Annotated in this window: 30 protein-coding genes and 5 pseudogenes; 26 read left to right on the forward strand and 9 right to left on the reverse strand. The window is 44.4% G+C overall.

The genetic code is table 11. The features are described 5' to 3' along the window. Nucleotides 1–92: 92 nt before the first annotated feature. Nucleotides 93–377: a hypothetical protein gene (locus MMY81_RS05025; RefSeq protein ID WP_252311862.1), complete on the forward strand. Its 285-nt coding sequence runs from the start codon at nucleotides 93–95 to the stop codon at nucleotides 375–377. A gap of 123 nt (nucleotides 378–500) precedes the next feature. Here the strand turns inward: MMY81_RS05025 and MMY81_RS05030 are convergent, their stop codons facing one another. Then, nucleotides 501–1,295: an HAD family hydrolase gene (locus MMY81_RS05030; RefSeq protein ID WP_252311863.1), complete on the reverse strand. Its 795-nt coding sequence runs from the start codon at nucleotides 1,293–1,295 to the stop codon at nucleotides 501–503. Between the two features lie 491 nt (nucleotides 1,296–1,786). Between MMY81_RS05030 and MMY81_RS05035 the strand changes: the two are divergent. From MMY81_RS05035 to MMY81_RS05115, 17 genes and pseudogenes are all read left to right on the forward strand, one after another. Next, nucleotides 1,787–4,623 (forward strand): annotated as a pseudogene (locus tag MMY81_RS05035) (2-oxoglutarate dehydrogenase E1 component). A 16-nt stretch (nucleotides 4,624–4,639) separates the two neighbouring features. Beyond that, nucleotides 4,640–5,959, forward strand: a pseudogene (odhB, locus tag MMY81_RS05040) (2-oxoglutarate dehydrogenase complex dihydrolipoyllysine-residue succinyltransferase). A gap of 168 nt (nucleotides 5,960–6,127) precedes the next feature. After that, entirely contained in the window at nucleotides 6,128–6,286 is a 159-nt protein-coding gene (locus tag MMY81_RS05045) for a hypothetical protein (RefSeq protein ID WP_252311864.1), read from the forward strand. Then, a pseudogene (locus MMY81_RS05055) lies at nucleotides 6,213–6,949 on the forward strand (PD-(D/E)XK nuclease family protein). The gene MMY81_RS05045 and the pseudogene MMY81_RS05055 overlap by 74 nt, the downstream one beginning before the upstream one ends. 27 nt (nucleotides 6,950–6,976) lie before the next feature. Then, complete coding sequence (locus MMY81_RS05060; RefSeq protein WP_252311867.1) at nucleotides 6,977–7,306, forward strand: hypothetical protein; 330 nt, start codon at nucleotides 6,977–6,979, stop codon at nucleotides 7,304–7,306. Nucleotides 7,307–7,321: 15 nt separating this feature from the next. Then, nucleotides 7,322–7,537 (forward strand): hypothetical protein, encoded by a 216-nt coding sequence (locus MMY81_RS05065; RefSeq protein WP_252311868.1) that lies wholly within the window; start codon nucleotides 7,322–7,324, stop codon nucleotides 7,535–7,537. A 219-nt stretch (nucleotides 7,538–7,756) separates the two neighbouring features. Beyond that, nucleotides 7,757–8,299, forward strand: coding sequence for a hypothetical protein (locus tag MMY81_RS05070; RefSeq protein WP_252311869.1), 543 nt, complete (start codon nucleotides 7,757–7,759; stop codon nucleotides 8,297–8,299). A gap of 232 nt (nucleotides 8,300–8,531) precedes the next feature. Then, nucleotides 8,532–8,714 (forward strand): annotated as a pseudogene (locus tag MMY81_RS34980) (PD-(D/E)XK nuclease family protein); the annotation flags it as partial. Then, nucleotides 8,672–9,442 carry a PD-(D/E)XK nuclease family protein gene (locus MMY81_RS05075; protein WP_252311996.1) on the forward strand — a complete coding sequence of 257 codons (771 nt, stop codon included), beginning with the start codon at nucleotides 8,672–8,674 and terminating at the stop codon, nucleotides 9,440–9,442. The pseudogene MMY81_RS34980 and the gene MMY81_RS05075, both read left to right, overlap by 43 nt. Next, nucleotides 9,426–9,626, forward strand: coding sequence for a hypothetical protein (locus MMY81_RS05080; protein ID WP_252311870.1), 201 nt, complete (start codon nucleotides 9,426–9,428; stop codon nucleotides 9,624–9,626). Before MMY81_RS05075 ends, MMY81_RS05080 begins: the two co-directional genes overlap by 17 nt. After that, nucleotides 9,604–9,795, forward strand: a complete 192-nt coding sequence (locus tag MMY81_RS05085; protein ID WP_252311871.1) for a UvrD-helicase domain-containing protein — start codon at nucleotides 9,604–9,606, stop codon at nucleotides 9,793–9,795. The genes MMY81_RS05080 and MMY81_RS05085 overlap by 23 nt, the downstream gene beginning before the upstream one ends. Continuing rightward, a complete protein-coding gene (locus MMY81_RS05090) occupies nucleotides 9,795–11,171 on the forward strand; it encodes a UvrD-helicase domain-containing protein (protein ID WP_252311997.1) in 1,377 nt (458 codons plus the stop codon). The genes MMY81_RS05085 and MMY81_RS05090 overlap by 1 nt, the downstream gene beginning before the upstream one ends. 17 nt (nucleotides 11,172–11,188) lie before the next feature. After that, nucleotides 11,189–11,665 (forward strand): 3'-5' exonuclease, encoded by a 477-nt coding sequence (locus MMY81_RS05095; RefSeq protein WP_256497862.1) that lies wholly within the window; start codon nucleotides 11,189–11,191, stop codon nucleotides 11,663–11,665. After that, nucleotides 11,650–12,330, forward strand: a complete 681-nt coding sequence (locus MMY81_RS05100) for a 3'-5' exonuclease (protein ID WP_308215232.1) — start codon at nucleotides 11,650–11,652, stop codon at nucleotides 12,328–12,330. The genes MMY81_RS05095 and MMY81_RS05100 overlap by 16 nt, the downstream gene beginning before the upstream one ends. A 7-nt stretch (nucleotides 12,331–12,337) precedes the next feature. After that, nucleotides 12,338–12,475 carry a hypothetical protein gene (locus MMY81_RS05105; protein ID WP_252311873.1) on the forward strand — a complete coding sequence of 46 codons (138 nt, stop codon included), beginning with the start codon at nucleotides 12,338–12,340 and terminating at the stop codon, nucleotides 12,473–12,475. 87 nt (nucleotides 12,476–12,562) lie between these two features. Beyond that, nucleotides 12,563–13,273, forward strand: a complete 711-nt coding sequence (locus MMY81_RS05110) for a PD-(D/E)XK nuclease family protein (RefSeq protein ID WP_252311874.1) — start codon at nucleotides 12,563–12,565, stop codon at nucleotides 13,271–13,273. 198 nt (nucleotides 13,274–13,471) lie between these two features. After that, entirely contained in the window at nucleotides 13,472–14,221 is a 750-nt protein-coding gene (locus tag MMY81_RS05115; RefSeq protein WP_252311875.1) for an SDR family oxidoreductase, read from the forward strand. On the opposite strand, the gene MMY81_RS05120 is transcribed toward MMY81_RS05115, so the two are convergent. The 7 genes from MMY81_RS05120 to MMY81_RS05150 all read right to left on the reverse strand — a co-directional run bounded on the left by MMY81_RS05120 (nucleotide 14,173) and on the right by MMY81_RS05150 (nucleotide 19,138). Continuing rightward, entirely contained in the window at nucleotides 14,173–14,841 is a 669-nt protein-coding gene (locus tag MMY81_RS05120; RefSeq protein WP_252311876.1) for a CapA family protein, read from the reverse strand. The two genes, MMY81_RS05115 and MMY81_RS05120, sit on opposite strands and share 49 nt — an antisense overlap. Beyond that, nucleotides 14,780–15,439 (reverse strand): CapA family protein, encoded by a 660-nt coding sequence (locus tag MMY81_RS05125; protein WP_252311877.1) that lies wholly within the window; start codon nucleotides 15,437–15,439, stop codon nucleotides 14,780–14,782. Before MMY81_RS05125 ends, MMY81_RS05120 begins: the two co-directional genes overlap by 62 nt. Before the next feature lie 11 nt (nucleotides 15,440–15,450). Then, nucleotides 15,451–15,900 (reverse strand): poly-gamma-glutamate biosynthesis protein PgsC, encoded by a 450-nt coding sequence (gene pgsC, locus MMY81_RS05130; protein ID WP_120194319.1) that lies wholly within the window; start codon nucleotides 15,898–15,900, stop codon nucleotides 15,451–15,453. Continuing rightward, nucleotides 15,901–17,100, reverse strand: a complete 1,200-nt coding sequence (gene pgsB, locus MMY81_RS05135) for a poly-gamma-glutamate synthase PgsB (protein WP_252311879.1) — start codon at nucleotides 17,098–17,100, stop codon at nucleotides 15,901–15,903. Nucleotides 17,101–17,281: 181 nt separating this feature from the next. Further along, nucleotides 17,282–17,464 carry a hypothetical protein gene (locus MMY81_RS05140; protein ID WP_147419364.1) on the reverse strand — a complete coding sequence of 61 codons (183 nt, stop codon included), beginning with the start codon at nucleotides 17,462–17,464 and terminating at the stop codon, nucleotides 17,282–17,284. Between the two features lie 20 nt (nucleotides 17,465–17,484). Then, a complete protein-coding gene (locus MMY81_RS05145; RefSeq protein WP_252311881.1) occupies nucleotides 17,485–18,264 on the reverse strand; it encodes a gamma-glutamyltransferase in 780 nt (259 codons plus the stop codon). Further along, entirely contained in the window at nucleotides 18,239–19,138 is a 900-nt protein-coding gene (locus MMY81_RS05150) for a gamma-glutamyltransferase (RefSeq protein WP_252311882.1), read from the reverse strand. Before MMY81_RS05150 ends, MMY81_RS05145 begins: the two co-directional genes overlap by 26 nt. 426 nt (nucleotides 19,139–19,564) lie before the next feature. Between MMY81_RS05150 and MMY81_RS05155 the strand changes: the two genes are divergently transcribed. Continuing rightward, a complete protein-coding gene (locus MMY81_RS05155) occupies nucleotides 19,565–19,999 on the forward strand; it encodes a hypothetical protein (protein ID WP_252311883.1) in 435 nt (144 codons plus the stop codon). A gap of 53 nt (nucleotides 20,000–20,052) precedes the next feature. On the opposite strand, the gene MMY81_RS05160 is transcribed toward MMY81_RS05155, so the two are convergent. Continuing rightward, nucleotides 20,053–20,382, reverse strand: coding sequence for a hypothetical protein (locus MMY81_RS05160; protein ID WP_252311884.1), 330 nt, complete (start codon nucleotides 20,380–20,382; stop codon nucleotides 20,053–20,055). A 128-nt stretch (nucleotides 20,383–20,510) separates the two neighbouring features. Here MMY81_RS05160 and MMY81_RS05165 point away from each other — a divergent pair, with 128 nt between their 5' ends. From MMY81_RS05165 to MMY81_RS05195, 7 genes and pseudogenes are all read left to right on the forward strand, one after another. After that, nucleotides 20,511–22,136, forward strand: a complete 1,626-nt coding sequence (locus MMY81_RS05165) for an ABC1 kinase family protein (protein WP_252311999.1) — start codon at nucleotides 20,511–20,513, stop codon at nucleotides 22,134–22,136. Nucleotides 22,137–22,155: 19 nt separating this feature from the next. Then, nucleotides 22,156–22,458 (forward strand): C45 family peptidase, encoded by a 303-nt coding sequence (locus MMY81_RS05170; protein WP_252311886.1) that lies wholly within the window; start codon nucleotides 22,156–22,158, stop codon nucleotides 22,456–22,458. Further along, complete coding sequence (locus tag MMY81_RS05175; RefSeq protein ID WP_252311887.1) at nucleotides 22,458–23,204, forward strand: C45 family autoproteolytic acyltransferase/hydrolase; 747 nt, start codon at nucleotides 22,458–22,460, stop codon at nucleotides 23,202–23,204. Before MMY81_RS05170 ends, MMY81_RS05175 begins: the two co-directional genes overlap by 1 nt. Before the next feature lie 17 nt (nucleotides 23,205–23,221). Beyond that, on the forward strand, nucleotides 23,222–23,674 hold the full coding sequence (locus MMY81_RS05180) for a hypothetical protein (RefSeq protein WP_252311888.1): 453 nt from the start codon (nucleotides 23,222–23,224) through the stop codon (nucleotides 23,672–23,674). Nucleotides 23,675–23,755: 81 nt separating this feature from the next. After that, entirely contained in the window at nucleotides 23,756–24,244 is a 489-nt protein-coding gene (locus tag MMY81_RS05185; RefSeq protein ID WP_252311889.1) for a hypothetical protein, read from the forward strand. A 237-nt stretch (nucleotides 24,245–24,481) separates the two neighbouring features. Further along, nucleotides 24,482–25,686: pseudogene (locus tag MMY81_RS05190) on the forward strand (NupC/NupG family nucleoside CNT transporter). Between the two features lie 81 nt (nucleotides 25,687–25,767). Next, nucleotides 25,768–25,977 carry a DUF6501 family protein gene (locus tag MMY81_RS05195; RefSeq protein WP_120194309.1) on the forward strand — a complete coding sequence of 70 codons (210 nt, stop codon included), beginning with the start codon at nucleotides 25,768–25,770 and terminating at the stop codon, nucleotides 25,975–25,977. Nucleotides 25,978–25,994: the final 17 nt, after the last annotated feature.

Here is a 25,994-nt window from a genome sequence, read left to right on the forward strand (position 1 = left end):
TTTTAGCATGAACGGCAGGCAATAAGAAGCGGTAAATATAGATAATACTATAGAAAGAAAATTTATACGAAATGCAGACGGGAGCCAGCACAATGCAGTACATTTTTGAAATAGAGAGAATTACAGAAAAACAGCCTAAAGATGAGCTTCAAACGAGGATTGCGTTTGTTAAAGCAGAAGTCATTCACGCTTCAGAAGGGACGATCCTGTATGAAATGACTATACCGGTTGAATATCACTACTACGGAGTTTATCCCGATATAAAGGCGATAGGAAAAATAGTAGAGGATCGAAAAATAAAAAGGGAAGCTTTTTTCAAACTGAGGCGGTATATAAAAAAGCTGCGGCCTTTTCTCGAATTAACAGAAGAAGACTAAATCATTCCCCGGCGGAGCTGCCGTGTTGTGATGTACTTACATATGTAAAAAAATACCGGGCAGCAGACCAGCCCGGTAAAATAAAGGCAGCGTTTGTTTCCTTATTAGGGAGGAGCTGCTTCGTTATTTATTTTTGAAAAAAGTATCAGCAGCATGGACAGTTTCCCAGAGGTCGGCTGTCTGCATAGCAGCGGGAACTTTACTGTCGGCTGGTTTGTTTTCGCGGTTAATCCATATGTTGGATATACCTGTGCGGTTGGAGCCGAGTATGTCTGTATAGAGATTATCACCAATCATCAAAGCATTCTCTTTTTCTATGCCGGACAGCGTCAGGGCATATTGGAAAATAGAAGCATCCGGCTTGCCCTTACCAAACGCACCGGAAATAATGATATGGGAAAAATAAGGAACCAGCTGGGGGGTCATCTGCAGTTTAATATGCTGCAGGGAAGGGGCGCCATTTGTCAGCAGTACAAGCTGGTAACGGGAGCTTAATTCCTCGAGAACCTCGAACGTATCCGCATAAACATAAGGCAGATGCCGGCGGTGAAATACGAACCGTTCGGCAAGGTGCCCGGCAAGGTCCTCATTTTGAATATCCTGGTCGTTTAAAGCACCTTTCCATACCGCAGTCTGATAATCCTTGATAAGAGTTCCCATTAATCGAAACCGGTGATCATGTATATCGCCAAAGCTTCCCCACAGTCCCTCAAAAGGATTGATGCCTATATCCTGGGTGAACGTATAACTTTCAAGTTCTGCGTACAGCTTTGGTGCCCATTTCCGCACAGATTGAACCAGCGCTTTTGCATCAGCCCCGTAGGCCGTACTTTCCATCGCTGCAGCCCGGATGGACTCCTCTACACTCTTTTTGTCCCACAACAGTGTATCGTCTAAATCAAATATTAGTGTGTTCATTATGTATGCCTCCTTTGTTTCTCCCGTCTATTATAATCGAACCCGTTCAAAAAGGCATCCTCTCATGTTTGAATAACCGTCCGTTCTCCCAAATTTGAATTTTTTCTTTATTTGAAACTCAATTGGTGTACAATAATGGGGTAGGATGTTATGCCGTCCATTGGGAACATTAAGTAAATAAAAAAAGTTTTATGAACAAAATAACGTGTTTCTTTCATATTTAAGAATAATGTTATGTAGACAGCTTACTTTCCCACTTTTTATATATAAGCTTTTGAGAACGCGCTTTCAACGTGTTAAAATGAAAGAGCAAAGCAGGCTTAACATTCTTTTAAAGTCCAACCATTGTTTTTTTCATCATTATTGCAAAGCACATCGCCAAAATGACGTGAAAAGATGTGATTTATGATTTAAGAAAAGTACGCCGTAAACCCATGAAAACTTATTTCGTCTTTGTATCATAATTACACAGCAGCGGAGGTATGGAACAGATGAGTAAAAATTCAGCCAAGCAAGAAGCATGGCAAGAATTTTATGGCCCCAACCTGGGGTATTTAATGGATCTTTACGACCAATTTACGGAAGATCCAGATTCTATTGATAGTGAAATGAGAGAATGGTTTGAACAATATGGGGCACCCGTTAACGGAACAGCTCCCTCTGCCGAACTAAGTGCAGAATCGAGTGCTACCGTAACGGATGTTTCTTCCATAGACGTAGACAAGATTGCCAATGCGGTAAAGCTTGCGGAAAATATCCGTATACACGGACACCTGTCAGCAGACATTAATCCTCTCGCCAAACCTGGTGAGGAAACGTCCTTTTTAAAAATTAATGAATACAATCTTTCGGAAGAAGACCTGCAGGCGCTTCCGGCTTATATTATCTGTGAAGACGCCCCGGAGAAAGTTACAAACGGCTATGAAGCCATTAATCATTTAAAAAGCATGTACACGCGCTCTATTGCTTTCGAATTCAACCACGTACATGACGTGGAGGAACATAGATGGCTGAATAAAAAAGTAGAATCCGGTGAAATATATAAAGGCCTTTCGGATGACAGACGAAGAACGCTCCTAAAGCAGCTGACGGATGTGGAGTCTTTCGAGCAGTTTCTTCACAAAACATTTGTCGGACAGAAGCGTTTCTCTATTGAAGGGGTCGACGCACTCGTACCGATGGTGGATGAATTTGTGCAGGATGCCATTCATGAAGGCGCGGAAAACGTCATGATCGGTATGTCCCACCGCGGACGCTTAAGTGTATTGTCTAATGTACTTGGCAAACCTTATGACTTAATTTTTTCCGAGTTTCAGCATTCACCAAACAAAGACCTGGTTCCTTCTGAAGGATCGATTGGTCTGAGCTATGGCTGGACCGGAGATGTAAAATATCACCTTGGGGCCAATAAAGAAATTCAAAAAGAAAGCGTGGACGCAACCATCACGCTTGCTAATAACCCAAGTCACCTTGAATTTGTTAACCCTGTGGTGGAAGGATATGCCAGAGCAGCTCAGGACAGCCGCAGCGAGCCCGGCTTCCCGCAGCAGGACACAAACAAAGCAATCGCAGTACTTATTCACGGCGACGCCGCCTTCCCTGGTGAAGGCGTAGTTACGGAAACCCTCAACATGAGCCGTCTGAAAGGTTATCAGACCGGCGGTACGCTTCACATTATTGCAAATAACCAGCTCGGTTTTACGACCGATACCCATGATTCCAGAAGTACTACGTATGCAAGTGACCCCGCTAAAGGTTATGAAATCCCAATCGTGCATGTGAATGCCGATGATGCAGATTCCTGTCTGGCAGCCATTCACTTAGCACATGAATACCGTAATAAATTCAATAAAGACTTTGTTATTGACCTGATCGGATACCGCCGTTTCGGACATAACGAAATGGATGAGCCGGCTGCAACCCAGCCGCATTTGTATGAGGTAATCAGAAGTCATCCTACAGCTCGTGAAGTTTACGCCGGCGAGCTTGTTAAAGATGAGCTGCTTTCCAAAGAGGAAGCGGAGAAATATAAAGAGGACAGCCTGCAGCATCTCCAGGAAAACTATGATCGTGTATCCGGTGATAAATCAGAGGATGCAGAAGATGTAAGTATACCTGAAGAAGTGGAAAAGCATCTGCCTCAAGTGAACACCTCGTATGATATTGACGATCTGCAGCAGCTGAACGAAGAATTGATCACGTGGCCGGAAGAGTTTAATGTCTTTCCAAAGCTGAAGAAAATTCTGGAAAGAAGAAAAGATGCACTTCAGGAAGGCGGAAAAGTAGACTGGTCCCATGCAGAAACACTTGCGTTTGCAAGCATTATCACTGATGGAACACCGGTGCGCCTTACAGGACAGGATTCCGAGCGCGGTACATTTGCGCAGCGGCATATTGTGCTGCATGACAGTGAAAATGGGGATATCTATTCGCCGCTTCACACGCTTTCTAAAGCAAAAGCTTCCTTTGCAGTTCATAACAGCCCGCTGTCCGAAGCGGCTATTGTAGGATTTGAATATGGGTATAACGTTCAGGCGCCTGAAACGCTCGTTTTATGGGAAGCGCAGTTTGGTGATTTCGCCAACGCCGCCCAGGTTATATTTGACCAGTTTTTTCAGCGGGACGCGCTAAATGGGGACAGAAGTCAGGAATGGTAATGCTGCTTCCGCACGGATATGAAGGACAGGGGCCGGAGCATTCCAGTGCAAGGCTGGAACGTTTCTTGACGCTTGCTGCCGAAAATAACTGGAACGTAGCTTACTTGTCGAGTTCAGCGCAGTATTTCCATCTCCTCCGCCGTCAGGCTTCTTTCCTGGGCAAAGAAGAGATGAGACCGCTTGTTCTGATGACCCCGAAAAGCCTGTTAAGAAACCAGAATGTAGCGTCCGGACCGGATGCATTCAGTAAAGGAATGTTCCAGTCCATCGTAGAGGATCCAAAAACAGGTAAAGAACCTAAAAAAGTAAAACGCATGCTGTTTGCTACAGGCAAAATGGCGATTGATCTTCATGAAGCTATCGAAGATGAAAAAGAAGTAACCGATACGCATATCGTTAGAATTGAAGAGCTGTATCCGTTCCCGGACGATAAGATATCAGAACTGCTTGAACAGTATCCTAATGTGAAAGAATTTAAATGGGTACAGGAAGAGCCGTCCAATATGGGGCCATGGAATTATGTGCAGCCGCTTCTCAGAAGCGTAGCTGGAAGCAAGATTACTACGGAATATATCGGACGCCGCAGGCGTTCAAGTCCGTCTGAGGGAGATCCTAAAGTCCACAAAAAAGAACAAAGCCGTATCATAAATGAAGCATTGAGAGGAAAATAACAAGGAGGATTTACTCATGGCGGAAATTAAAGTACCAGAACTTGCAGAATCAATTACAGAAGGAACGATTGCAGAGTGGCTGAAGTCACCCGGCGATTACGTGGAAAAAGGCGAAAATATCGCTGAACTTGAAACGGATAAAGTAAACGTGGAAATTCCAAGTGAAGAATCCGGTGTAATCAAAGAACTTCTTAAAGAGCCCGGCGACACAGTCGAAGTTGGAGATGTTATCGCTGTGATCGACCAGAATGGCGAAGCAGGCGGCAGTGAAGAATCGTCTGAAGAGTCTTCGTCGAAAGAAGACTCTTCAAAAGAAGAATCTGCCAAAGAAGAGCCGGAAAAAGAAGATACGAAAAAAGAAGAAGCACCGGCTGCTTCCAAAGAAGAGTCAAGTGAAGAAGAAAGCGACAGCGATTCTTCGCCTTCCGATTCTCCGGTTGCTTCCCCGTCGGCTAGAAAGCTCGCCCGCGAAAAAGGATTAAACCTTGATGATATTCCAACAAGAGATCCGCTCGGTCGTGTAAGAAAAGAAGATGTGGAGAACTACGAAAGTAATACAAAAGCTGCCGCAAAGTCGGAAGCTCCTGCTAAAGAAAGCAAACCTAAAGAAAAAGAAAGCAAAGATGAGTTTGCAGGTAAGCCGGTGGAACGTGAAAAGCTTTCCGCCGCCGCCAGACTATCGCAAACCGTCTGGTTGAAGTCCAGCAGACATCAGCCATGCTTACTACATTTAATGAAGTAGATATGACAGCTATTATGGATGTAAGAAGCAGAAGAAAGGACTCCTTCCAGGATTCCCACGATGTTCGTCTTGGCTTTATGTCATTCTTTACTAAAGCTGTTATTGCAGCCTTAAAACAATTTCCGCTTCTCAATGCTGAAATTCAGGGCAAAGAAGTAGTGAAAAAGAAATTTTATGATATCGGTATGGCCGTTTCCACAGATGATGGACTCGTCGTTCCAGTAGTGCGTAATGCAGACCGTCTTTCTTTCCCTGAAATTGAACAGGAAATTATCGGGCTGTCCAAAAAGCACGCGATAACAAGTTAACTCTGCCCGATCTACAGGGCGGCTCCTTTACTATTACAAACGGAGGAGTATTCGGTTCCCTCTTATCTACACCGATTTTAAATGGTCCGCAGGTAGGTATTCTTGGAATGCATACGATCCAGTGGAGACCAGTAGCCGTTGATAAGAGACAATGGAAAACCGTCCAATGATGTACCTTGCCCTTTCCTACGACCACCGTATTGTGGATGGAAAAGAAGCAGTCAGCTTCCTAGTAAAAGTTAAGCAGCTTCTGGAAGATCCAGAATCCCTTCTATTAGAAGGTTAATCATTCAGAAAGAGTCCTGTTTTTCAGGGCTCTTTTTTTATTATAAAAAGAGGCATAAACCATGTAATGCAAGGAATAATCCTTACCTTTTCCAATATTTTATATTAAAATAGTACATAGGCGAACATATGATTCTATCGAACGAAAGGTATTAGAAGGAGCAAGTATATGACAGTGCATTATTTTATTGGAAGAACCGGTACAGGAAAAACAGAGACGATGCATGATGACATTATCAGGCAGTCAAAGGAAGATCCGGCAGGACAGCCGATTATTTTTACTGGTGCCGGATCAAATGACGTTTATCTCGGAACAGAAGTTAATTAAAAAGCATACGGTCGGTCTGCAGAGGGCCCAGGTATACAGCTTCCCGAGACTGGCCCGGCGGATTCTGCAGGAACAGGGCGGCCTCACTCATACCTTTCTACAGAAGCAGGAATGCATGTACTGCTGCGAAAAGTAATGGAAGAACATAAAAGCGACTTTAAGCTTTTCACCAAATCATCTGATACGCCGGGATTTATTGAAAATATGGATACTATGCTTAAAGAATTCCAGCGCTATAATGTAGAACCCGGCCATATTAATGATATAAAAGAAAAAGCGGAACAAAAAACAGTTCAAACTGCAAACGACAAAATACTATCTGATAAGTTGTCGGATATACTGCTGCTGTGGGAAAAGATGGAAGCAGAAATGGAAGGACGCTTTATTGGACTCGAAGACTATCTTCCGATGCTCCGCGACAAGCTTCCTCATTCCAACATGCTTGAGGGCTGCCGGATTTATTTAGACGGATTTCATTCTTTTACTCCTCAGGAAATGGAAATTCTGTTAATGCTGGTAAACAAGGCAGAGCAGACAACGATAGCATTAACAATGGATAAAGCACATATTCAGCAGGATACGCATGCTCTGGATCTTTTTAAAGAACAGCGGATACGTTTCATCTGCTTCAGCAGATGTCAGCTGATAAAGAACAGCACGTAAGGCTATTTGAAGCAGAAGAAGATAAAGATGAGCGGCATGAAGATCTCAGACATCTGGAAGCAAACTTTGAAAAACGAACCGATTCATGTACGGAATCATTCCCCAAATGTGCAGATGTGGAGTCCGGCTAATAAACGGGTGGAGGTAGATCACACGGCTAGAACCATTCTGGAAAAAGTAAAAGAAGACGGCTACCGGTTTAAAGATATTGCGGTAATGGCACGCAGTATCGGTGATTATGATGATTTACTGCAGACATCTTTTCGGGACCACGGCATACCGCTTTCACGGACCAGACCAAAAAAATGGAGCATCATCCCGTACTGGAATTTTTGCGGTCGGTACTGGAATGGCTGACGGAAAGCTGGCGGTATGAAGCGGTATTCGGGCTGTGAAAACAGATATGCTGTTTCCGGCAGCAGAGATGACTGGGAAGCATGCAGAAAAAACATGGACCGGCTGGAAAACTATGTTCTCGCATATGGCATTAAAGAAAAACACTGGAAAAGCAAAGATAACTGTCCTTTACCCGGTTTCGGACGTCCGCCGGAGAAGATTATGAACGGTCCCGTGCAGAAGAACAAATAAACAGCTGATCAATGAACAAAAAGAGCTGTTAAAGACCGGATTCTTCCTTTGGAAAAGCAAAAAAAGGAACGACGGTAGAAGACTATACGGCTGCTTTGTATCGTTTTATGGAGGAACTCACATTCGGAAAAGCTGGAAAAACTAAGAGATATTGCGCTGGAGCATGGGGACCTTACAAAAGCAGGAGAACATGAGCAGGTCTGGAGTGAAACTGATTGAATGTTCGATCAGATCGTCGAAGTAGCGGGCGATGAAAAAATGAGCATGACCCGCTATCGTAAACTGCTTGAAGCCGGTCTGGAAAGCCTTTTGTTCCGGCTTGTTCCACCAGCTATAGATCAGGTAAGCGCCGCGGATATGGAGCGTTCTCGTCTGGAAGATGTTAAATTACTATTTGTGCTTGGCGTAAACGAAGGGGTCCTGCCATCGACAATGGACGAGGACGGCATTCTTGGAGATGAAGACCGCAGGTGGTTTGAGGAAAGCGGCGTGTCTCTTGCGCATACATCGAGCCAGAAGCTGTTAAATGAATCTTTTCTAGTGTATCGGGCTTTAAGTCTTCCCTCCAGAGAGCTGTATATTAGCTACCCGCTTGCCAATGAAAAGGGGGAAGCCCAGCAGCCGTCTATTTTAATCAGCCAGCTGAAAATATGCTGCCGGGGATCAAGGAAGAATTTATCTTTGCAGAGCCGCAGGAATTTCAATCAGAGGCGCAGGAAGCAGCATTTGTTCATTCCTCCAGGCGAACGCTGTCCCAGCTGATTTACCAGCTTCAGCGCTGGAAGTCGGGCGAACCCATATCAGATTTATGGTGGGGTGTATATAACTGGTACGTGCAGTCCCCGGAAGCGCACCCCGATTTTATCAAAGGCATGCAGAGTATTTTTTATAAAAATAAGGCGTATCCGCTGACCGAACAGATGAGTACCCAGCTATACGGGACCTCATTAAAGGCGAGCGTTTCCAGAGTAGAGCAGTTTGAAAATGTGAGTTTGCCCATTTTGCCTCTTACGGACTGAGACTAAAAGAACGGGATACGTATACGCTGGAAGCGCCTGATATCGGCCAGTTTTTTCATGCGGCTTTAAAAGATATAACAGAAGCCATTCAAAAGAAGGAAAGGAATGGAAGGATATATCAGAACAGGACTGCAGAGAAAAAGCAGCTTATGCCGTAGAACAGCTCGCGCCAAAAGTCCAGCGGGAGATTCTCTCAAGCAGTGCCAAGCATGCTTTTGTACAGAAAAAGCTGCAGGAGACGATTACGAGAGCTTCGCTTGTTATGCGCAGGCAGTCAATCCAGTCGGCATTTTCCCCGATTGCTTTAGAAGTAGCTTTCGGTGAACATCAGGATCTGCCGCCGATGACGTTCACACTGGAAAATGGCACAAAAATGGAGATTGCAGGCAGAATAGACCGCGTTGACAGGGCGGAAGGATCGGAAGGTGTGCTTCTCCGCGTAATTGACTACAAATCCAGCGTAAAGGACATCCGCCTGAGCGAAGTATATTTTGGACTGGCGCTGCAGATGCTCGTTTATCTGGATATTGTAATGACCTACGCAGAAGAATGGATCGGGGAAAAAGCAGATCCGGCCGGTATTCTCTATTTCCATATTCACGATCCGTTTGTCAGCGTAATGGATGAATCAGCAGAAGATATTGAAGAAAGATTATTTAAGGAATACAAGATGAAAGGGCTGATTGCGGATAACGAAGAATCGGTCCGCCTGATGGACACCGATCTGAAAGAAGGGCATTCTACGACTATTCCAGCCAGAATGAAAAAAACGGGGAACTTTCTAAAACCGGCTCAACGATCAGCCGGGAAAATTTCCAGGCGGTCCATCAGTTTATCCAGCAGAAGCTGCTCGATGCAGAGAGCGTATTATGCATGGCGCCGTTGAGATTAATCCATACAAAATTGGCAACGATACAGCCTGTACATTCTGCTCCTTCCGGGCTGTCTGTCAATTTGATCAGCAGTTTGAAGCCAATCATTTCAGAGTGCTGAAAGCGGATAATGAAACGATAAAAAAAGAGTTACTTGGAGAGGGGGAGCCGCCTGATGAAAAGAACAAGAAAGACTAAGCCGGAAAATGTCCGGTGGACTGACAGTCAGTGGGAAGCGATATCCGGAAGCGGAGCAGATACGCTTGTTGCTGCCGCTGCCGGAAGCGGAAAAACAGCCGTTCTGGTAGAACGTGTGATTCAAAAATTATTAACGAAGAAAACGGCATCGATATCGACCGCCTGCTGATTGTAACGTTTACCAATGCCGCTGCCGCTGAAATGAAAACAAGAATCGGGAAAGCACTGGAGCGGGAGATCCATGAAAAACCGGATCCTCCATTTGCGCAGGCAGCTTTCTTTTTAAATAAAGCCCAGATTTCCTCTCTGCATTCCTTTTGCATGAGCGTCATCCGCCGGCATTACTTTCAGGTTGAGCTGGATCCAAAGTTTCGGGTGCTGGATGAAACCGAAGGAGAATGGATTAAAGAAGAAATACTGGAGCAGATTCTGGAGGGAAAATACGAACAGCCGGAAAGCAGTTTTTTTATCCAGGCAGCTGATTCTTACAGCGGCAGTCGAAATGATGAAAGACTCCGTCAACTGATACGCAGGCTTTATGATTTTTCCCGGGCTCATCCGGACCCGTCCCGCTGGCTCGGGGAAATGAGTAGTCAATATGAAACGCTCACAGGCGATAATATAAATGAACACCCATGGTCCCGGGAGATTATCCAGGAAATTCATATTACGCTTGAAGGAGCCCTGCGTATGCTGTACCGGGCTGAAGAGCTGGCTCATGCACCGTCAGGGCCTTTACCCTATGCAGAAGCAATCCAGTCCGATATTGAACAGCTTTCCATCATTAAGGATTATACTACGCTGGAACAGCTCTATGCGGGCGTTCATGCGGTCTCATCCAAGGGACTTAAGCCCATTACAAAAAAACATGAGGTAGATGAATCTTTAAAGGTGGAAGCCAAGCAGCTGAGAGATAAATCAAAAGATATTTTAAAAAATATCAAAGAGCTGCTGTATCAATCCCCTGAAAAAATGCTCGAAGATATGCACTTTATGGTTCCAGCGGTAAAAGAGCTTACGACAGCGGCTAAAGAGCTGAACAGCCGTTTTACAGAAAGCAAGCGGGATAAGGGCGTGGCTGACTTCTCCGACCTGGAGCACTTAACCCTGCAGATTTTACGGGATCAATCGGGCAGTGTGCAGGCGTCTGCCTATTATCAGGAACACTTTCAGGAAGTACTCGTCGATGAGTATCAGGATACCAACTACGTGCAGGAGGCAATACTCCAGCTTGTAGCAGCTCCGGACCGCCTGTTTATGGTAGGGGACGTCAAGCAGAGCATTTATCGTTTCCGTCTGGCCGAGCCCGGCTTGTTTATTGATAAATATGAACGTTACACGACGGAGGACTCAGAAAACGGCTGGAAAATAAATCTTGATAAAAACTTCCGCAGCCGCAGAAACGTTATTGATGCTTCCAATTTTATTTTCAAACAGCTGATGGACAAAGACATCGGAGGGATTGCCTATGACCGCGAAGCTGCTCTCAAGCAGGGAAATGAAGGTTTTCAGTCAGAAAAAGACCCCTCTGCGATATTGCCGTAATTAACAGAGGCACCCCTCTGTCTGGAACGGAAGTTGACGAATCACAGGAGGACACAGAAAAAGCTGTTCTGGAAGCAAGGTATATCGCGGGGCGTATTCAACGAATGATGGACGAGGAAAAACAGGTTATAGACGGCCGAACGAGTGAACCGCGGCCGGTCCGCTACAGCGATTTTGTAATCCTGATGCGTTCAATGGCCTGGTCCACGGCAATGATGGAGGAATTCCGGGAACTGCAGATACCGGTATATGCAGAACTTCGTACAGGTTATTTTAAAGCGGTGGAAATTCATATTATTCTTTCGCTGCTGCACGTTATTGATAATCCGATTCAGGATATACCTCTGGCGAGCGTGCTTCGTTCCCCAATCGGTCAGTTTAGTGAAGAAGATATGGCTGAAATACGAATGGCTGACACAGGCGGCACCTATTATGATGCGCTTCTGGCAGCGTCAGAAACGGCGTCCTGCAGAGAAAAATCCACTCATTTTTAGTAACGCTTGAAGAGTGGCGGACCTATTCCCGACAAGAGTCGCTTCCTGAATTTATATGGCGCGTACTTCAGGAGAGTGGTTATTATGACTTTGCCGGAGGACTGCCGGGCGGCAAACAAAGGCAGGCAAACCTGCTTGCTCTCTATGATAGGGCACGTGCGTACGAGCAGACTTCTTTCCGCGGTTTGTTCCGCTTTCTTCGCTTTGTAGAAAGGCTTCAGGAAAAAGGGGACGATATGGGAACCGCCCGTACTCTTGGAGAAAAAGAAGAAGTGGTCAGGCTGATGACGATCCATAAAAGCAAGGGACTTGAATTCCCGGTTGTATTTCTTTCAGGATTAAGCAAAGATTTTAATATGCGTGATATGTACAGCGATATTCTGCTTCATCAAAACCTGGGAATCGGCACAAAATATATTAATCCTTCAAAACGAATAGTGAAAACCTCGCTTCCACAGGCTGCTATTAAAATACGGGAAAAAAAGGAACTGCTGGCAGAGGAAATGAGAGTGCTTTATGTAGGACTGACCCGGGCTAAAGAACAATTTATTCTAGTCGGCACCGTGAAAGACGCCGCTTCGGAGTTTTCTAAATGGGCGGTAACGGCAGCCCAGGCTGCGGATACGCTTTCGGCATTTGATAGACTTCAGGCCAAAACGTTTTGACTGGATTATGCCGGCTGTACTTCGTCATGCTGATCATGCAGAGTGGCAGGAATCGTCCCGGATGGATTTTCTTACTGATACATCGAGCTGGAATGTAGAAGTGGTCGAACAGCATACCCCTTACCGGGGAGAAAGAAGAACCTGAACAGGTAAACCGAAAAGAAAAAGAAGCACTCATTCATCTTGAGACGGTGCCGGGTATACACAGGAAAATGAAGAGGTGGGAGCAAGAATGAACTGGGAGTATCCTTATGCTCATACAGTAGTGCTTCGCTCCAAGCAGACGGTAAGTGAATGGAAGCAGGCAATATCTGATCCATACAGTGAACAGCCGGCTCTTCAGACCGGGTTTCGTTCAGCAGGCGCTGAGAGACCCCGATTTCTTCAGGAAAAAACGGTTACTCCCCAGGAAAGAGGAACCGCTTTTCATATAGTAATGGAACATGTATCTTTAGAAGGTCCTGTAACTACCGCAGATCTGACAGAGCTTAAAAAAACGGCTTGTGGGGGGAACTGGCTTACAGAAGAACAGGGGGAAGTGATTGATGAAAATAAAATACAGCCATTTTTCGAAAGCACACTTGGTAAGGAACTTATAGAATCAGCAGACGTCTGGCGTGAAGTAGCCTTTACCTACGGGCGGCCTGTACCTGAAGGAGACGGCGATATAACGGTCCTGCAGGGGATGGCTGACTGCGTGTTTCGAAACAGCGAAGGCAGTTTAGTGCTGATTGATTATAAGACAGACCGCCTTTCCAATGTAGAAAACAAAACACGGGAAGAACATATCGCCGGCATGAAGGAAAAATATCAGTTTCAGCTGGACGTATATAGAGAAGCTCTATCTGCCATTTGGGAAGAGCCTGTGCAGGAAGCCTATATTTATGCTTTTGATCAGGAGCTGGTCATTCCTATGAATAAAGAAGAAGCGCGCTACGAATAACCAATCTTTGAAAAAAACCGGATCGCTTAAGTATCTGTCCCTTCATAAAATAATTTATAAATAGGCAATGAAGCGGTTTTCTGGTGAAAAGAGGGCATGGTTTCTATAGAGTCTAAAAAAAAAGTGTCCAAAATAAGATTAACAGTAAAAAAAGTGGGAAAGAGAGGGAGGTAACCAAAAATAATGGAGTGATAAAAAATGAGTAACTGGAATGGTAAAACAATAATTATTACCGGTGCAAGCAGCGGTATTGGAGAAGCTACGGCAGAACGCTTCGTAAAAGAGGGAGCCAACGTAGTACTGGCTGCAAGACGAGAAGATAGATTAAAAGAACTGCAGGACAAGCTGAGCGGTGAAACCGGCAAAGCAGTATACAAAAAAACAGATGTTACTTCTGAAAAAGAAATGAAAGAGCTGGCAGAATTTGCAATTAACGAATTTGGCCAGATTGACGTATTATTCAATAACGCCGGTCTTATGCCGCTTTCATTCATGAAAAACACAAAAGTGGATGAGTGGGATAAAATGGTTGATGTAAATATTAAAGGTGTGCTTTACGGGGTAGCAGCAGTGCTTCCGCACATGATAGAGCGCAATGAAGGACACATCTTGACTACTTCTTCCGTAGCCGGACATGAAGTAATGCCAACAGGAGCCGTATACTGTGGTACTAAATTCGCAGCCCGTATAATTATGGAAGGCATGGGCAAGGAGCTTGCGGAAAGCAACATCCGCACCACTTCTATTTCTCCGGGTGTCGTTCAGACAGAACTTACCGATACCATCACAGATGAGGATGCTATGTCGTTCCTAAAAGACGGAGTCGGCCTTGGCTCTATGACTCCGCTTGCCAGTGAAGATATTGCAGAAGGCGTATTTTATGCAGTGAATCAGCCGTCTCACGTAGATGTAAATGAAATTATAATCCGCCCGACTAACCAAGGATAAAAAAAGCAGTTAAAAAACAGTAAAAAAAGAAGACGCCAGCTGGCGTCTTCTTTTTTACTGCTCTCTATCTTCCAACACATGAGAATGATCGACTTCAAATATAGGCGCTCATCGTTTTCCACGATGGCTTCTTCGTTTGTGGTGTCTTTCGTCAACTGGCGGAAAATACGGAAGCGGTGAACAAATTCGGTTAATCCTTCTACGGGACGAGGCTGCGCCTCAAAAATACGATAAGGTTTAAACTCAATGCGCGCTGTACCGTCTTCCATCAGCTCATACTCTGCGACCGCGCTGTCTCTTGTACGGGTCCAGCCCTGATCAAAAATAAAGTTACCCATAGAATACATAATTAACGTGTCATTATAAACATCAACCGATTGAAGAACGTGCGGATGATGTCCCACTATGATATCAGCGCCGGCATCAGAAATTGCTTTAGCCAGTTCCTGCTGACGGGTGGTAGGGGAACTGTCATACTCTTGTCCGGCGTGCAGATGAACGACGACGAGATCAGCATCTTCCTGAGCACTTTGTATAGCCGGGATAAACTCTTCCGGATCAGATGTCAGGACACCAGGAGAGGCAAGGCCGGGCTGCTCCATAGCGGTAGGTAATGTCATTAACGCCAAGCGTTGCCACGTCAAGGCCATTATATTCGTCCATAGAGTAAGTGGAAGTCTCCTCTGCATTTCTACCTGCGCCAACAGGTTTGATCGAAGAATTTTCAAAAGCGTCCAGCGTATTGGCAAGCCCTTCATGCCCGTAGTCAAGCATATGGTTGTTAGCAAGGGTTACGGTGGAGAAATTATATTCCTCAAGTGCCTGAATGGCCTCAGATTGAGCACTAAGGTGGATGATTTTATCCGCTTCCGGAACATCGTCCCCTTCGTCTACAATTGGGTTTTCAAAGTTGCCTGTCATGTAATCGACCTGCTTAAATAAATCACCAGTGTACTGGAACAATGACTCATAGCCGTTACGTGAAGCGACTTCCTCCACATGGCGGCCCATCATCATGTCTCCTACCATAGCAGCTGAGAATACCGATTCACTGGATACAGTGTCCGTGCTGCTTTCGGCCGGCGGTTCAGCAATTCGGATAACGGCAATCAGCACAATACACAGTATTACTGCGATAATGGCGTGCCGGAATCCTTTCTTTTTTTCTTGTTTTGTTAAAGCGAGTACGCGCTCTTTTAAACTCCATTTTTTTCTCATGTATATAACCCCTAAATCAGATAGTAGAGTGTAATAATGACAAATGTTGCCGCCGTTAATACAATCGTGCTTGCTACCGTAGGGATAACTCCCTGACGCTGCATAGCATTTGCAATGAGTCCGGGAACAATAACTCCAAGTCCTCTGAATTCATATATTTCAAAAGGCAGTATGGGGTAAAAGTAATCAAACAACAGCTTAAGTACGATTCCTGTACATAACATCGCAGCAAATTTTCTGCGTCCGTAAAGTACCATGAAGCGTGACAGTCCGTACGTTACAATCAAATACGTGAATAAGCTGACCAAAAAAATAACGAGCAGAAACACAGGCTGGTCGAATACAAGGGCTAAATAGCCCGGAACAATAAGGCCTGCCGGCATAATGCCGGTGCGCTCTGCATAAATAAGACTAAGTACGACTCCTACCACTAAGGCAATGTATAAATCTGTTCCAAACAATTAAATGGCCTCCTCGCCGACATTTCTCTCTATTACATCAGGAGATTTTCTTAATTCTTCCATGAATAGTTCGCCCATTCCATGAATGTTTCCGACTCCGTAAATAGTAGAGCCGTTGGCTTCTCTTTTTACTGTTTCTAAAATCATTTCGCGGTCTTCTGCTTCCAGGTTAATGACCCGGTTATACGGCAGAAGGCCTTTTTCCATTGCTTTTAAAGCAGGGTAGACGTTGCGTCCGATTAATACCAGCTTATTGGCCGGCAGGTAGGGAAGCACGTTTTCACAAAAATCTTTTGTACGGTCCACCCGGTCTTCCCGGCAGTTCATAATAATCATCGTATCGTCTTTCATAAATGCCGAATCTTTTAGACGATCCCAAATCGATAAAGTAGAATGGGCATCGTTGGCTGCGAATCCATTAATCATGAAAGAAGGTTCTTTTCCTGCCTGGGCAAGGGAAAGAATGCGGAGAGCCCCAGGATCCGGATTAGCGCGGAGCATGCCGCGTAGTGCCGTTTCCTTATCAATGCCTACCGCTTTAGCGACAGCCAGAGGAATAGTTATATTTTCCGGAAATACCATGTAGGAAAATCTTTGAAGAAATCCTTCTGGAATTTCATCTTCATCTGCTGTAAAAACTTCCGTATTCCGTTCTTTAGCTATTTTAGTGAAAAGATCATAGTAAGGTCCTTTTCCGACGATTAATTTTCCATTATATGGGATGGTAGAGGTGAAACCATCTGCAACATGATCAAGTGAAGGTCCCATAATATCCATATGATCCTCATACACGTTCAAAATAACACCGACATTGGCTTTCAGGAAATCCTGCTGAAGAATACGCTGATATTCCGGATTGATAGCCATACATTCCGATACAAAGGCTTCCGCTCCTTTAGAAGAAGCTTTTTGGAGCATGAATTTCTGTTCCTTAATATTTGCACCTTCGGGTTTGCGTACAATAGGTTTCTCCGACCGGTCCCAGTATATCATTCTGGCCTCGGTGCCCGTGGTTTTTCCAACGGTTTTATAATTCGCTTCCGTTAGAATACCGGTAATCAGGCGGGTTACGGTTGATTTGCCGCGTATGCCGTTTACGTTAATACGTAATGGAATTTTGTCTATTTCCTGATCGTGTTTTCGTTTTTCCAGCAGGCCTATTAATAAAAGTACCAAACAGGCCAAAATGATCAAAAGCATGTTTTTCTCCTCCTTATGATTTCAAGAAGAGCCTTATGAAAGCTTTTGCACATAAGGAAAGTGCCTCTACTATAGATTGTACAGAAGAGACACCTACGTTAGTGCAGCGAAACGATTTCAGGCTTTTACTTGTTCTTGCAGGTTTATCTTCTTACTTTAGACACGACCTCAAGCGGGAAAATTATTCCGTACCGCTGGATAAATCGCTCTCTTCTTGTTCTTCATAAAGCTCGGAGTTAATATGCTCTTGTTCCTGATTGGTTAAAACTTCATCGGATTTAAAAAAGTACATAAAGAATACCAGGGAAACTAGAAATACATAAGGAAATACTCGCATCATCAATTTTTTTGATTGTACCAACAATTTTGTGACCTTCTTTCTTTTTAATTAATATCGTATGATCCAGCGCGTCTAGCATCAGAAATGCCTTCCATTGTTTCTTCTTCGTTATTGCGGACAAGACCGGTAATATTGCCAAAGTACGTAGCAACCGTTTCTACTTCCGTCTGATAGCCGTAATTCTCGAGATCTTCAATCAGCTGGTCGTTTGCCATACGCTCTTCTATATGAATAGTGTCTATCTGCGGATGGAACCGGCCGTGATTCACTGAATCCTGAACACTCTCATCTGTATAAGCCTGTCTTAATAAAAATTCAACGATGGCACTTGGGATACGGTCGCCCCCGGGGGAACCGACACCCATCACAGAAGAGTTATTTTCACCCTGGATAATAGTAGGGGCCATAAAGCTTCGTGGGCGCTTGCCTTCTACAAGATAGTTGGGTGATTCAGGATCATCGCTGTAGTTGCCGAGCTGACTGTTCATCCAGGCTCCGTCTATATTGTTCCCGGATCCAAAGAAGTTACCGAGAGTGTTGGTGGCGGAGATTGTACGACCCTCATCATCCATGATAACAAAATGACTCGTACTTGTGTGCTCAACTCCATCATATTCGTTTAAAGCTGTGACATTGTCAAGTCTGCTTTCCTGCACAAAGTCAGCACGGTTCTCAATATAAGTGTCACCTGTGAGTAACTCTACGTCTACATCTTCAAATGCAGGGTCACCTAATCGGTTTAATCGGTTAAAATAAGCTTGTCTTGTAATTTCACTAATGAGCCTGACATATTCTGCCTCATCGCCCATAGTATCTTCCCGCATTCAAGTATTCTGCCATGCCGAGCATTTGAATAACAGTTATGCCGGAAAGAGGAGGGGCGGCTGAATAAACCGTGCTCCCTTCAAAGTCGCCGACGGCAGCTTCTGTTTCTGCGACCGTATAATTCTGCAGATCGGCAGGCTCAATGTGAGCTACGCTGTCACTGATTTGATTGGCAATTTCACCTTCATAAAAATCATCCAGGCCGTTTTCCTGAAGCGTACGGAGCGTCTGGGCAAGTTCAGGCTGTGTAAGTGTCTCACCCTCTTTAATGGATTCTCCATTGGGATAAAAACTTGGTGCAGCTGAAGTAGTGATTCTTGGTGTAGCATAGTAAAGCCTGTCTGCAAGCGTCTTATCGACTTCAAAGCCGTTTTCGGCATAATCGATTGCCGGCTGCAGTAGATCTTCCATCGGAAGTGATCCGTGCTGTTCATGAACAGTCTGCATTCCTTTTACAAATCCGGGAATGCCTATCTGGTCAGCTGGGTTAGTGCTTGAAGCCGTTTCACGGTAGTCATAGTATGTAGGAACATCTTCAGCTGAACCCATATACATCATACCGCCGCCTCCGCCGATACCGGAGCCGAAAGGTTCAGTTACCCCGAGCGTGAAGGATACTGCGACCGCTGCATCCACTGCGTTCCCGCCCTGGTCAAGTATTTCCATGCCGGTGTCAATGGCCTGCTGGTTGGAAGAACTTACGCCGTATCCCTCGTAATCTTCCAGCGAGTATTCCTGGGAGGGTTCAGATTCAGGGGTCGATTCATTATCAGCACTTTCATTTGAACTGTTAAAGCCGAAAAAGTATACAAGGATCCCAACTACAATGAGAGCTGCAAGTATATTTGTTATGTTTTTAGCATTCCACGTCATATACGTCTTCCCTTCAATAAATATTCACTATTTTATATACTAACAACTTTTCAGGCAAAATACTATTTTTTTTGATTAAACTTTATATCATTTAAAAAGGTTTTTGCATTATCAGCTGTTTTTTTGATTAATCTGAAACAATATAATGAAGAAAGGCATTCAATAAATAGAAATAATCGGATAGAATAAAGCATTAAATGTCCTTTTGTGTGTCGGTTTTGTTACGTTGTCCGAACGGTCGATTTTTCTTCATTAGAAAAAGGTAAACACCATTATGATTGAATACGCTTTCTTCGTGTTTTTGTAAAATTATCGACAATCACTTTGAGGTTGTGGTACATTAATGTAACAACATTATATTCTGAATTTTCTTTTCTAATGAAAATTCATAATGCGGTGTAGAGTAAGTTTGAAGGAGGGATTTACATGCCAGTTAAAGAAAATCAACATACGCTGGTGGTGGAAAAAGCTAAAGAGCTCTGCAGCGCCATGGAACTTAAAGGATGGGCAAGCACAAAATTTGTGTCAACGCCGCCTTACGGATTAACTCTTATAAGTACAACAGGCTGCAGAGCCTGGTTTGGTAAACGCTGGGGAATGATCTGTGATGATATGGACGATCACTTGAAAATTGTTCTTGATATCCCTAAAGGCCGAATTGATGCAGAAAAAGTAAGCAAGCGGCTCCAGCTGCCTGTAGTGAATGAAAAAGCAGAAAAAAGCAGTGTAGAAGTAATTGATAACCGTGACAGGCATACGATTATTATTTATTTATTCACCGAGGAATTAAAAGATACTGAATTCAAAAATAGTGAAGTCACGGAACTTATTAGTGATGTTCGACGCTGGTCCTGCCTGTAATAGCAGCAAATAGATAAAAGTATCAGTCCCCATCAGGGCTGATGCTTTTTTTGTTATGAAGAAGATGCGTTTCTTTCTGAATACATCCGTGCGGATACAGCAGCAATCGTCAAAGTACCTAAAATAACAGCCGGCCAGATAAACGCAGAGCCTTCAATGAAGGGAAGCAGAATAAAAGCAATAGTTAAAATGCCTGCCCCCGCAGCTGCAAAGGCTGTTGAAAGGAAGGTGTAGAAAAGCAGACCTCCGGCGGTGCTTACTGCAAAGAAAAGAAGCACAGAAGAAGCATATGGGTAAAGACGCATTTCTTCAATTGATATTACCAGTACAATCAAAGCTGCAGTAAATAGTAAAAGCATGATAAATCGGTCGCGTAAGGCCATGCAAAGACCCCCCATTCAAGACATTCATATTAGTAAGAAAATTGATGTTTCTATGATACCATAATATAACAGAAGCAGAAGCTCTAGTCGGTGAACGACCGGAAAATGAGGGGATTCGCGTGAAATTTATGTCCTGGTACCGTATCATTACCATATTAGCGATGAGCATATCCATGTTTTTAAAAGTAGTCTGGTTTAAAAAGCGTCATGCAAAAAAATGGAATGAAGCAGAATGGAGAGAACTGCTTCGCAGTCAGGCCGCTGTTTATCGAAAAAAAGCCCTTGAGCTGGAGGGATTATTAATTAAGCTTGGCCAATTTCTAAGCACACGGGCAGACATTCTTCCAAAAGAATTTATAGACGAGCTTTCCGATTTAATCGACCGTGTGCCGCCGGAAAAGTGGGAAGACTGTCTGGAAATAATTGAATCTGAATGGCAGGAAGATATGTATACCTATTTGGAGTCTATTGATACCGATCCGGTAGCAGCAGCGTCCATCGGTCAGGTATATAAAGCAGTTCTTATTGATGGCAGGCAGGCTGCAGTGAAAGTCCGGAGGCCGGGCATTGAAAAAATAATCAGGGCCGATTTTAAAGCGCTGCGCATGGTAATGGCTCTGGCTGACCGGTTTACAAAAATTGGGGATTCCACCGATATGAAACGCCTTTACAAAGAAATAGAGGATGTTATCGGAGATGAGCTGAATTTTTATAAGGAATATAAAAACGCAATGAGTTTTAGTGAACGTTATAAAGATTCCGAACAGTTTTTTATCCCTGCCTATGAAAAAGCTTTATGTACGGAAAAAGTGCTCGTTATGGAGTGGATAGACGGCGTTAAAGTGACTGATACAGCTTTTATCGAAGAACAGGGCCTTCCTAAAAATGAACTGGCTCTGCGTTTACTAACCGGATTTCTTGAACAGGCGCTTAAAGCAGGGAAGTTTCACGCCGATCCTCATCCAGGAAATATTTTTTTGAATAAAGATGGCACATTCTGGCTGATTGATTTTGGTATGGCCGGTACGATAACACCGGCTCAGGCAGGTTCCCTCCGAAAAATAGTAGCAGGTTTTGTGTTTGACCGCTATGAGGATTCCATTGATGCGATGGGGGAGCTGGGCTTTTTGCTTGAGCATGCAGATAAGGACAGATTGAAAGAGAAATTTGAAGAGCTGATGGTCCGCTATTTTCAGGAAGATATGTCCCAGTGGGATGAACGGAAAGTGGAAGCCTATCTGGAAGACATTCAGGATTTAATGGAAAAAGAACCGATTCAAATGCCAAGTGAATTTGCCTTTCTCGGCAGGGCAGTGTCCACCCTGATTGGCGTTCTTTACATTATTGACCCGGATCTTGATCTGATTGAAGCTTCAAAACCACCGGTGATGGACTGGATTATTGCCAACCAGGAAGAGACGGGCGGCGCCGGCTGGCAGAGCATCGCGAAAGATTACGCCCGTCCGCTGCTTTCCGTGCCGTCAGACGTTCAGGCCTATCTGCGAGCCCCGGACAAAAAACGCATCTCCGAGGAAAGGCAGAAGCAATTTACGTTTGAGTATTCTATGCACCTGCAGAATCGTCTGTTTCTTTTTATCAGTTTCTGGATTCTCGCAGCCGGGGGAGTTATATTGGCATCTCTCGCATTCTGGCTCCCTGCTGCTGCAGCATTTACAGCTTCCCTTTGCAGTTTAATCTGGATCTGGAGAGCAGGAACGGCCTTTCGATACCGCACCAGACAATGGAATAGATAAACGTATTAAGGAGTCTGCTATGAAAACAATAAATATGCCGCTGCGCGCCTATCGAGGGACCTACTATGACATAGGCCGGCAGCAGGGCAGAGAGTGGAAAGATACACTGATAGAAAAAGTACATTGGAAGCGCCGGGAAAAATCTACCAGACGTTACAGTATCGATTTTAATGATACAAAACAGCTTCTTAATCGATATTCCAGCGGCATCTGGGATGAGCTGGAAGGAATTTCCGAAGAGCTGAAGTGGCCATTGTATGACGTGGTCCATGAATACAGCGGCTACAGGGTGACCGGGTGCGCGCCGGCTGCAGCGCATTAATGGTGAATGGAATATATGCGAGAAATTATGATTACTTTCCTAAGACATACGAAGGACAGATGATGATGCATCAGCCGGAACATGGTTTTGCTACATTTGGCTTTTCCCAGCGCATGGTTGGCCGTACGGACGGAATGAATGAGCATGGCCTTTCCATCGGTTATCATTTCGTGCATCGTATTAAGCCGGAAGAGGGGTTTGTCTGCTCGAACATCTGCCGGATGGTGCTGGAAAACTGCCGGAATACAGACGAAGCCGTACAGTTTTTAAAGCAGGTGCCGCATCGTCATTCGTTTAACTATTCGATGTATGATGCCGGCGGCAGACGCGCAGTGGTGGAAGCTTCGCCCAGAAAGCTTGTCGTCAGGCAGGAAGATGATTTTTGGTGCACCAATCATTTTATTACGGAACAGCTTCAGGAAGAAAATCGTCATTTTTTAAAGGATTCCTACCGCCGGGAAGGGATTTTTAAATCGATGGACTTGTCCGATAAACAACAGCTCGATCTGTTTTATTTGTTTAATCATGATGGGCAGGGCATTTACACTAACGATTACCGGAACTGGTCCGGAACGATCCACACTGCAGTGTATGAACCAGCATCGCTGTCTATTTATGTAGGCATTGGAGGCAACAGGCCGCCCGTTAAAATCCCTTTCCGGGAGTTTTTAAACAGAGAGCGTATATACATTAAAACGATTAAAGGGAAAATGGATACCGATCTGGATTTCCCTTTTAACTGGTAAAGGAGAGCAGACGGAAAATGGATGAAAAACAGGCATATGAGGTGCTTCGCTCCGTATATACAAATGAATTAATGATGGAAGAAAAACGCAGGGTGCTGAAAATACTTTACCGGCACCTTGAAGAGCAGGCAGCAGAGCTGGCTGTTGCAGATGAACTTGCAGAAGGCGCGGGAAAGAGAGTAAAACGATATAAAGAATATGCGTATATGCCGGGAAATACCCTGCTGAAATCCGTCCAGTTTGTGTTTAACACGGCCAGAGGTGATCCTACTGCCGGAGAACCGGATGCCTCCATTCATGTGAAGCGCATATACAAAGCACTGTATCAGGCACCCGCAGCCAGGGCCCCGGTAATACCGGATTACTTCTGGAGAACGCCTTTGGGCGTAGCCTGTCTAACTGCAGAGCAGGGAATAGCAGCCGTGTATGACATCATAGAAGAACTCGAACAGATACACCGGACCGAATAAAAATAGTAGGAAACGCTTGTATTAAGTGTTACAATGGGGAAAATAAACTACATTGATTAATTTAGAAAGACGGGGTGTCATATGAAAGCTTATCGCCGCAAATTTTACTATGTAGGAACCAGCCAGACGACAATGGAGCCTATGAGCATGGATCGTATCAGGCAGGCTGGTTTTGATATAACCATTATAAAGGATGATCTCCCGTATTTGATAAGCTTCTGCCGGGAATGGCGTTCGCTGTTTGAAAAGAAAGCAAAATCAGTGGATCCGCTGTATCGTCCATATGTAGAAGAAGCAGCGGCTTTTTTCGATGACCAGGTAGAGCATATGACTTTATGCACAGCCTCCCACCACGACTCCAAAACGTATATTATGCCGATAACTGATCTGGTCGGAGCATTGATGCTTGCTTATGATGCATTTGACCGCGTTTTGGATGAATACAATAATATGCCTGCTCATTTTGAGACCGCCCTTAAATACTATCGTCAATTCTCCTCACGCTCGGATGCAGAGAAGTCTCAGTTTATACTTAATCATCTTCCTGATCTCCGCTTAAGCGTCGAGTAAAAAAAGCCGGACTCCTGTCATTATACTAATGGCAGGTTTTTTGTTTTTTACGATTTTCATAGTATATTTACGAATTTTTATGTGTTCCGTATACAATGTTAAGGAATATTACATAAAATTTGTACGATTCAGCAAACGACTGTTTACTTTTCGTCATTTATTTGATAAAGTATCCATGATCTTTCCTAATTTAAAGGGAAGGGAAGCGTTTTCAAAAAAAGGAGTGAGTGGCGGCCAATGAACTTTTTATGGGGTTTAATGGGTATTGTTTTATACTATTTTTAGCTTTTCTGCTTTCCACCGGAAAAAAATCAATAAAATTCCGGCCGATTTTAGGGGGACTTGCTTTTCAGGTGTTTTTTGCTTTTATCGTCCTGCAGTGGAATTTTGGACGGGCGGTCCTGGAGCAGTTTACGGTAGGGGTTCAGGAAGTTATTAACAGTGCTAACGCAGGTGTACAGTTTTTGTTTGGTGATTTTATTCTTGAAGAAGCGATTTTTGCTTTCACAGTACTGCCGGTTATCATTTTTTTCAGCTCTCTTATCGGTATTTTATATTACTTAGGTGTTATGCAGTTTGTCATCAAAATTATTGGCGGCCTTCTTTCAAAGATTCTTGGCACAAGTAAAGCTGAGTCCATGTCAGCCGCCGCAAACATATTTGTCGGACAGACAGAAGCCCCATTGGTTGTTAAGCCGTACCTTCCGAGCATGACGCGCTCCGAGCTGTTTACCGTCATGACCGGAGGACTTGCCAGTGTTGCAGGTTCTGTGCTTTTTGGATATGCAGGTCTTGGAATTCCTTTAAACTATCTGCTTGCTGCAAGCTTCATGGCAGCACCGGCGGGTTTAATTATGGCAAAAATGATGATGCCGGAAACGAATTCGGAAAACACAACAGACGATATCGTTATTGGGAAAGACACCGAGTCCCAGAACGTTATTGATGCAGCAGCCCGTGGCGCTTCTACAGGGATGACGCTTGCGCTGAACGTTGCCGCGATGCTGATTGCATTTGTTGCCCTTATTGCATTAATTAACCTGTTGCTTGGCACCGTCGGCGGATTTTTTGGAGCCGGTAACCTGACGCTTGAACTAATATTAGGTTATGTGTTTGCACCGGTTGCCTTTATGATTGGTGTTCCGTGGGAAGAAGCGATGCAGGCCGGAAGCTACATCGGTCAGAAACTGGCTATTAATGAATTTGTAGCCTATGCTTCTTTTGCACCGGAAATTGCCAACCTATCCGAGAAATCTGTCATTGTCATTACGTTCGCGCTGTGTGGATTTGCCAACTTATCTTCCATGGCTATTATTCTTGGCGGATTTGGTGCATTAGTACCGGAAAGACGCGGGGAAATTGCCCAGCTTGGTCTTCGTGCCGTAGCTGCAGGTGCACTGGCATCTCTTCTCAGTGCTTCGATTGCAGGTATGTTTGTCTAATAGAAACCGGCTTCCCTTTTAGGGGAGCTGGTTTTTTGTTATACTTTGATCAGTAAATAAGAGTGGAAAGAGGGACGTTATATGATACATAAAACGTGGGAGACCGCAGAAACAGGCAGAAAAATTAAATGCATTCACGCCAACGCTGCGAAATATAAGGTAGACAGTGTACTGACTCCAGGCAGCGTATACGAAGTGAAAAATGAAACAGAGGAATTTTACTTTATTATTGACGATAGTAAAAAAATTGCCGGATTTAAAAAAGATTATTTTGAACCGGTTTCCTCTTAAGTCATAGAAAAAGACGC

The organism is Sinobaca sp. H24 (assembly GCF_023845525.1).

What these genes read in the sequence shown, in the direction of transcription:
- MMY81_RS05025 (WP_252311862.1), top strand. Translation starts at nt 93, where the DNA reads ATGCAGTACATTTTTGAAATAGAGAGAATTACAGAAAAACAGCCTAAA.
- MMY81_RS05030 (WP_252311863.1), bottom strand. Translation starts at nt 1,295, where the DNA reads ATGAACACACTAATATTTGATTTAGACGATACACTGTTGTGGGACAAA.
- MMY81_RS05045 (WP_252311864.1), top strand. Translation starts at nt 6,128, where the DNA reads ATGACAGTGCATTATTTTATTGGAAGAACCGGTACAGGAAAAACAGAG.
- MMY81_RS05060 (WP_252311867.1), top strand. Translation starts at nt 6,977, where the DNA reads ATGAGCGGCATGAAGATCTCAGACATCTGGAAGCAAACTTTGAAAAAC.
- MMY81_RS05065 (WP_252311868.1), top strand. Translation starts at nt 7,322, where the DNA reads ATGAAGCGGTATTCGGGCTGTGAAAACAGATATGCTGTTTCCGGCAGC.
- MMY81_RS05070 (WP_252311869.1), top strand. Translation starts at nt 7,757, where the DNA reads ATGTTCGATCAGATCGTCGAAGTAGCGGGCGATGAAAAAATGAGCATG.
- MMY81_RS05080 (WP_252311870.1), top strand. Translation starts at nt 9,426, where the DNA reads ATGCATGGCGCCGTTGAGATTAATCCATACAAAATTGGCAACGATACA.
- MMY81_RS05085 (WP_252311871.1), top strand. Translation starts at nt 9,604, where the DNA reads ATGAAAAGAACAAGAAAGACTAAGCCGGAAAATGTCCGGTGGACTGAC.
- MMY81_RS05105 (WP_252311873.1), top strand. Translation starts at nt 12,338, where the DNA reads ATGCCGGCTGTACTTCGTCATGCTGATCATGCAGAGTGGCAGGAATCG.
- MMY81_RS05110 (WP_252311874.1), top strand. Translation starts at nt 12,563, where the DNA reads ATGAACTGGGAGTATCCTTATGCTCATACAGTAGTGCTTCGCTCCAAG.
- MMY81_RS05115 (WP_252311875.1), top strand. Translation starts at nt 13,472, where the DNA reads ATGAGTAACTGGAATGGTAAAACAATAATTATTACCGGTGCAAGCAGC.
- MMY81_RS05120 (WP_252311876.1), bottom strand. Translation starts at nt 14,841, where the DNA reads ATGACATTACCTACCGCTATGGAGCAGCCCGGCCTTGCCTCTCCTGGT.
- MMY81_RS05125 (WP_252311877.1), bottom strand. Translation starts at nt 15,439, where the DNA reads ATGAGAAAAAAATGGAGTTTAAAAGAGCGCGTACTCGCTTTAACAAAA.
- pgsB (WP_252311879.1), bottom strand. Translation starts at nt 17,100, where the DNA reads ATGCTTTTGATCATTTTGGCCTGTTTGGTACTTTTATTAATAGGCCTG.
- MMY81_RS05145 (WP_252311881.1), bottom strand. Translation starts at nt 18,264, where the DNA reads ATGCGGGAAGATACTATGGGCGATGAGGCAGAATATGTCAGGCTCATT.
- MMY81_RS05150 (WP_252311882.1), bottom strand. Translation starts at nt 19,138, where the DNA reads ATGACGTGGAATGCTAAAAACATAACAAATATACTTGCAGCTCTCATT.
- MMY81_RS05155 (WP_252311883.1), top strand. Translation starts at nt 19,565, where the DNA reads ATGCCAGTTAAAGAAAATCAACATACGCTGGTGGTGGAAAAAGCTAAA.
- MMY81_RS05160 (WP_252311884.1), bottom strand. Translation starts at nt 20,382, where the DNA reads ATGGCCTTACGCGACCGATTTATCATGCTTTTACTATTTACTGCAGCT.
- MMY81_RS05165 (WP_252311999.1), top strand. Translation starts at nt 20,511, where the DNA reads ATGTCCTGGTACCGTATCATTACCATATTAGCGATGAGCATATCCATG.
- MMY81_RS05170 (WP_252311886.1), top strand. Translation starts at nt 22,156, where the DNA reads ATGAAAACAATAAATATGCCGCTGCGCGCCTATCGAGGGACCTACTAT.
- MMY81_RS05175 (WP_252311887.1), top strand. Translation starts at nt 22,458, where the DNA reads ATGGTGAATGGAATATATGCGAGAAATTATGATTACTTTCCTAAGACA.
- MMY81_RS05180 (WP_252311888.1), top strand. Translation starts at nt 23,222, where the DNA reads ATGGATGAAAAACAGGCATATGAGGTGCTTCGCTCCGTATATACAAAT.
- MMY81_RS05185 (WP_252311889.1), top strand. Translation starts at nt 23,756, where the DNA reads ATGAAAGCTTATCGCCGCAAATTTTACTATGTAGGAACCAGCCAGACG.
- MMY81_RS05195 (WP_120194309.1), top strand. Translation starts at nt 25,768, where the DNA reads ATGATACATAAAACGTGGGAGACCGCAGAAACAGGCAGAAAAATTAAA.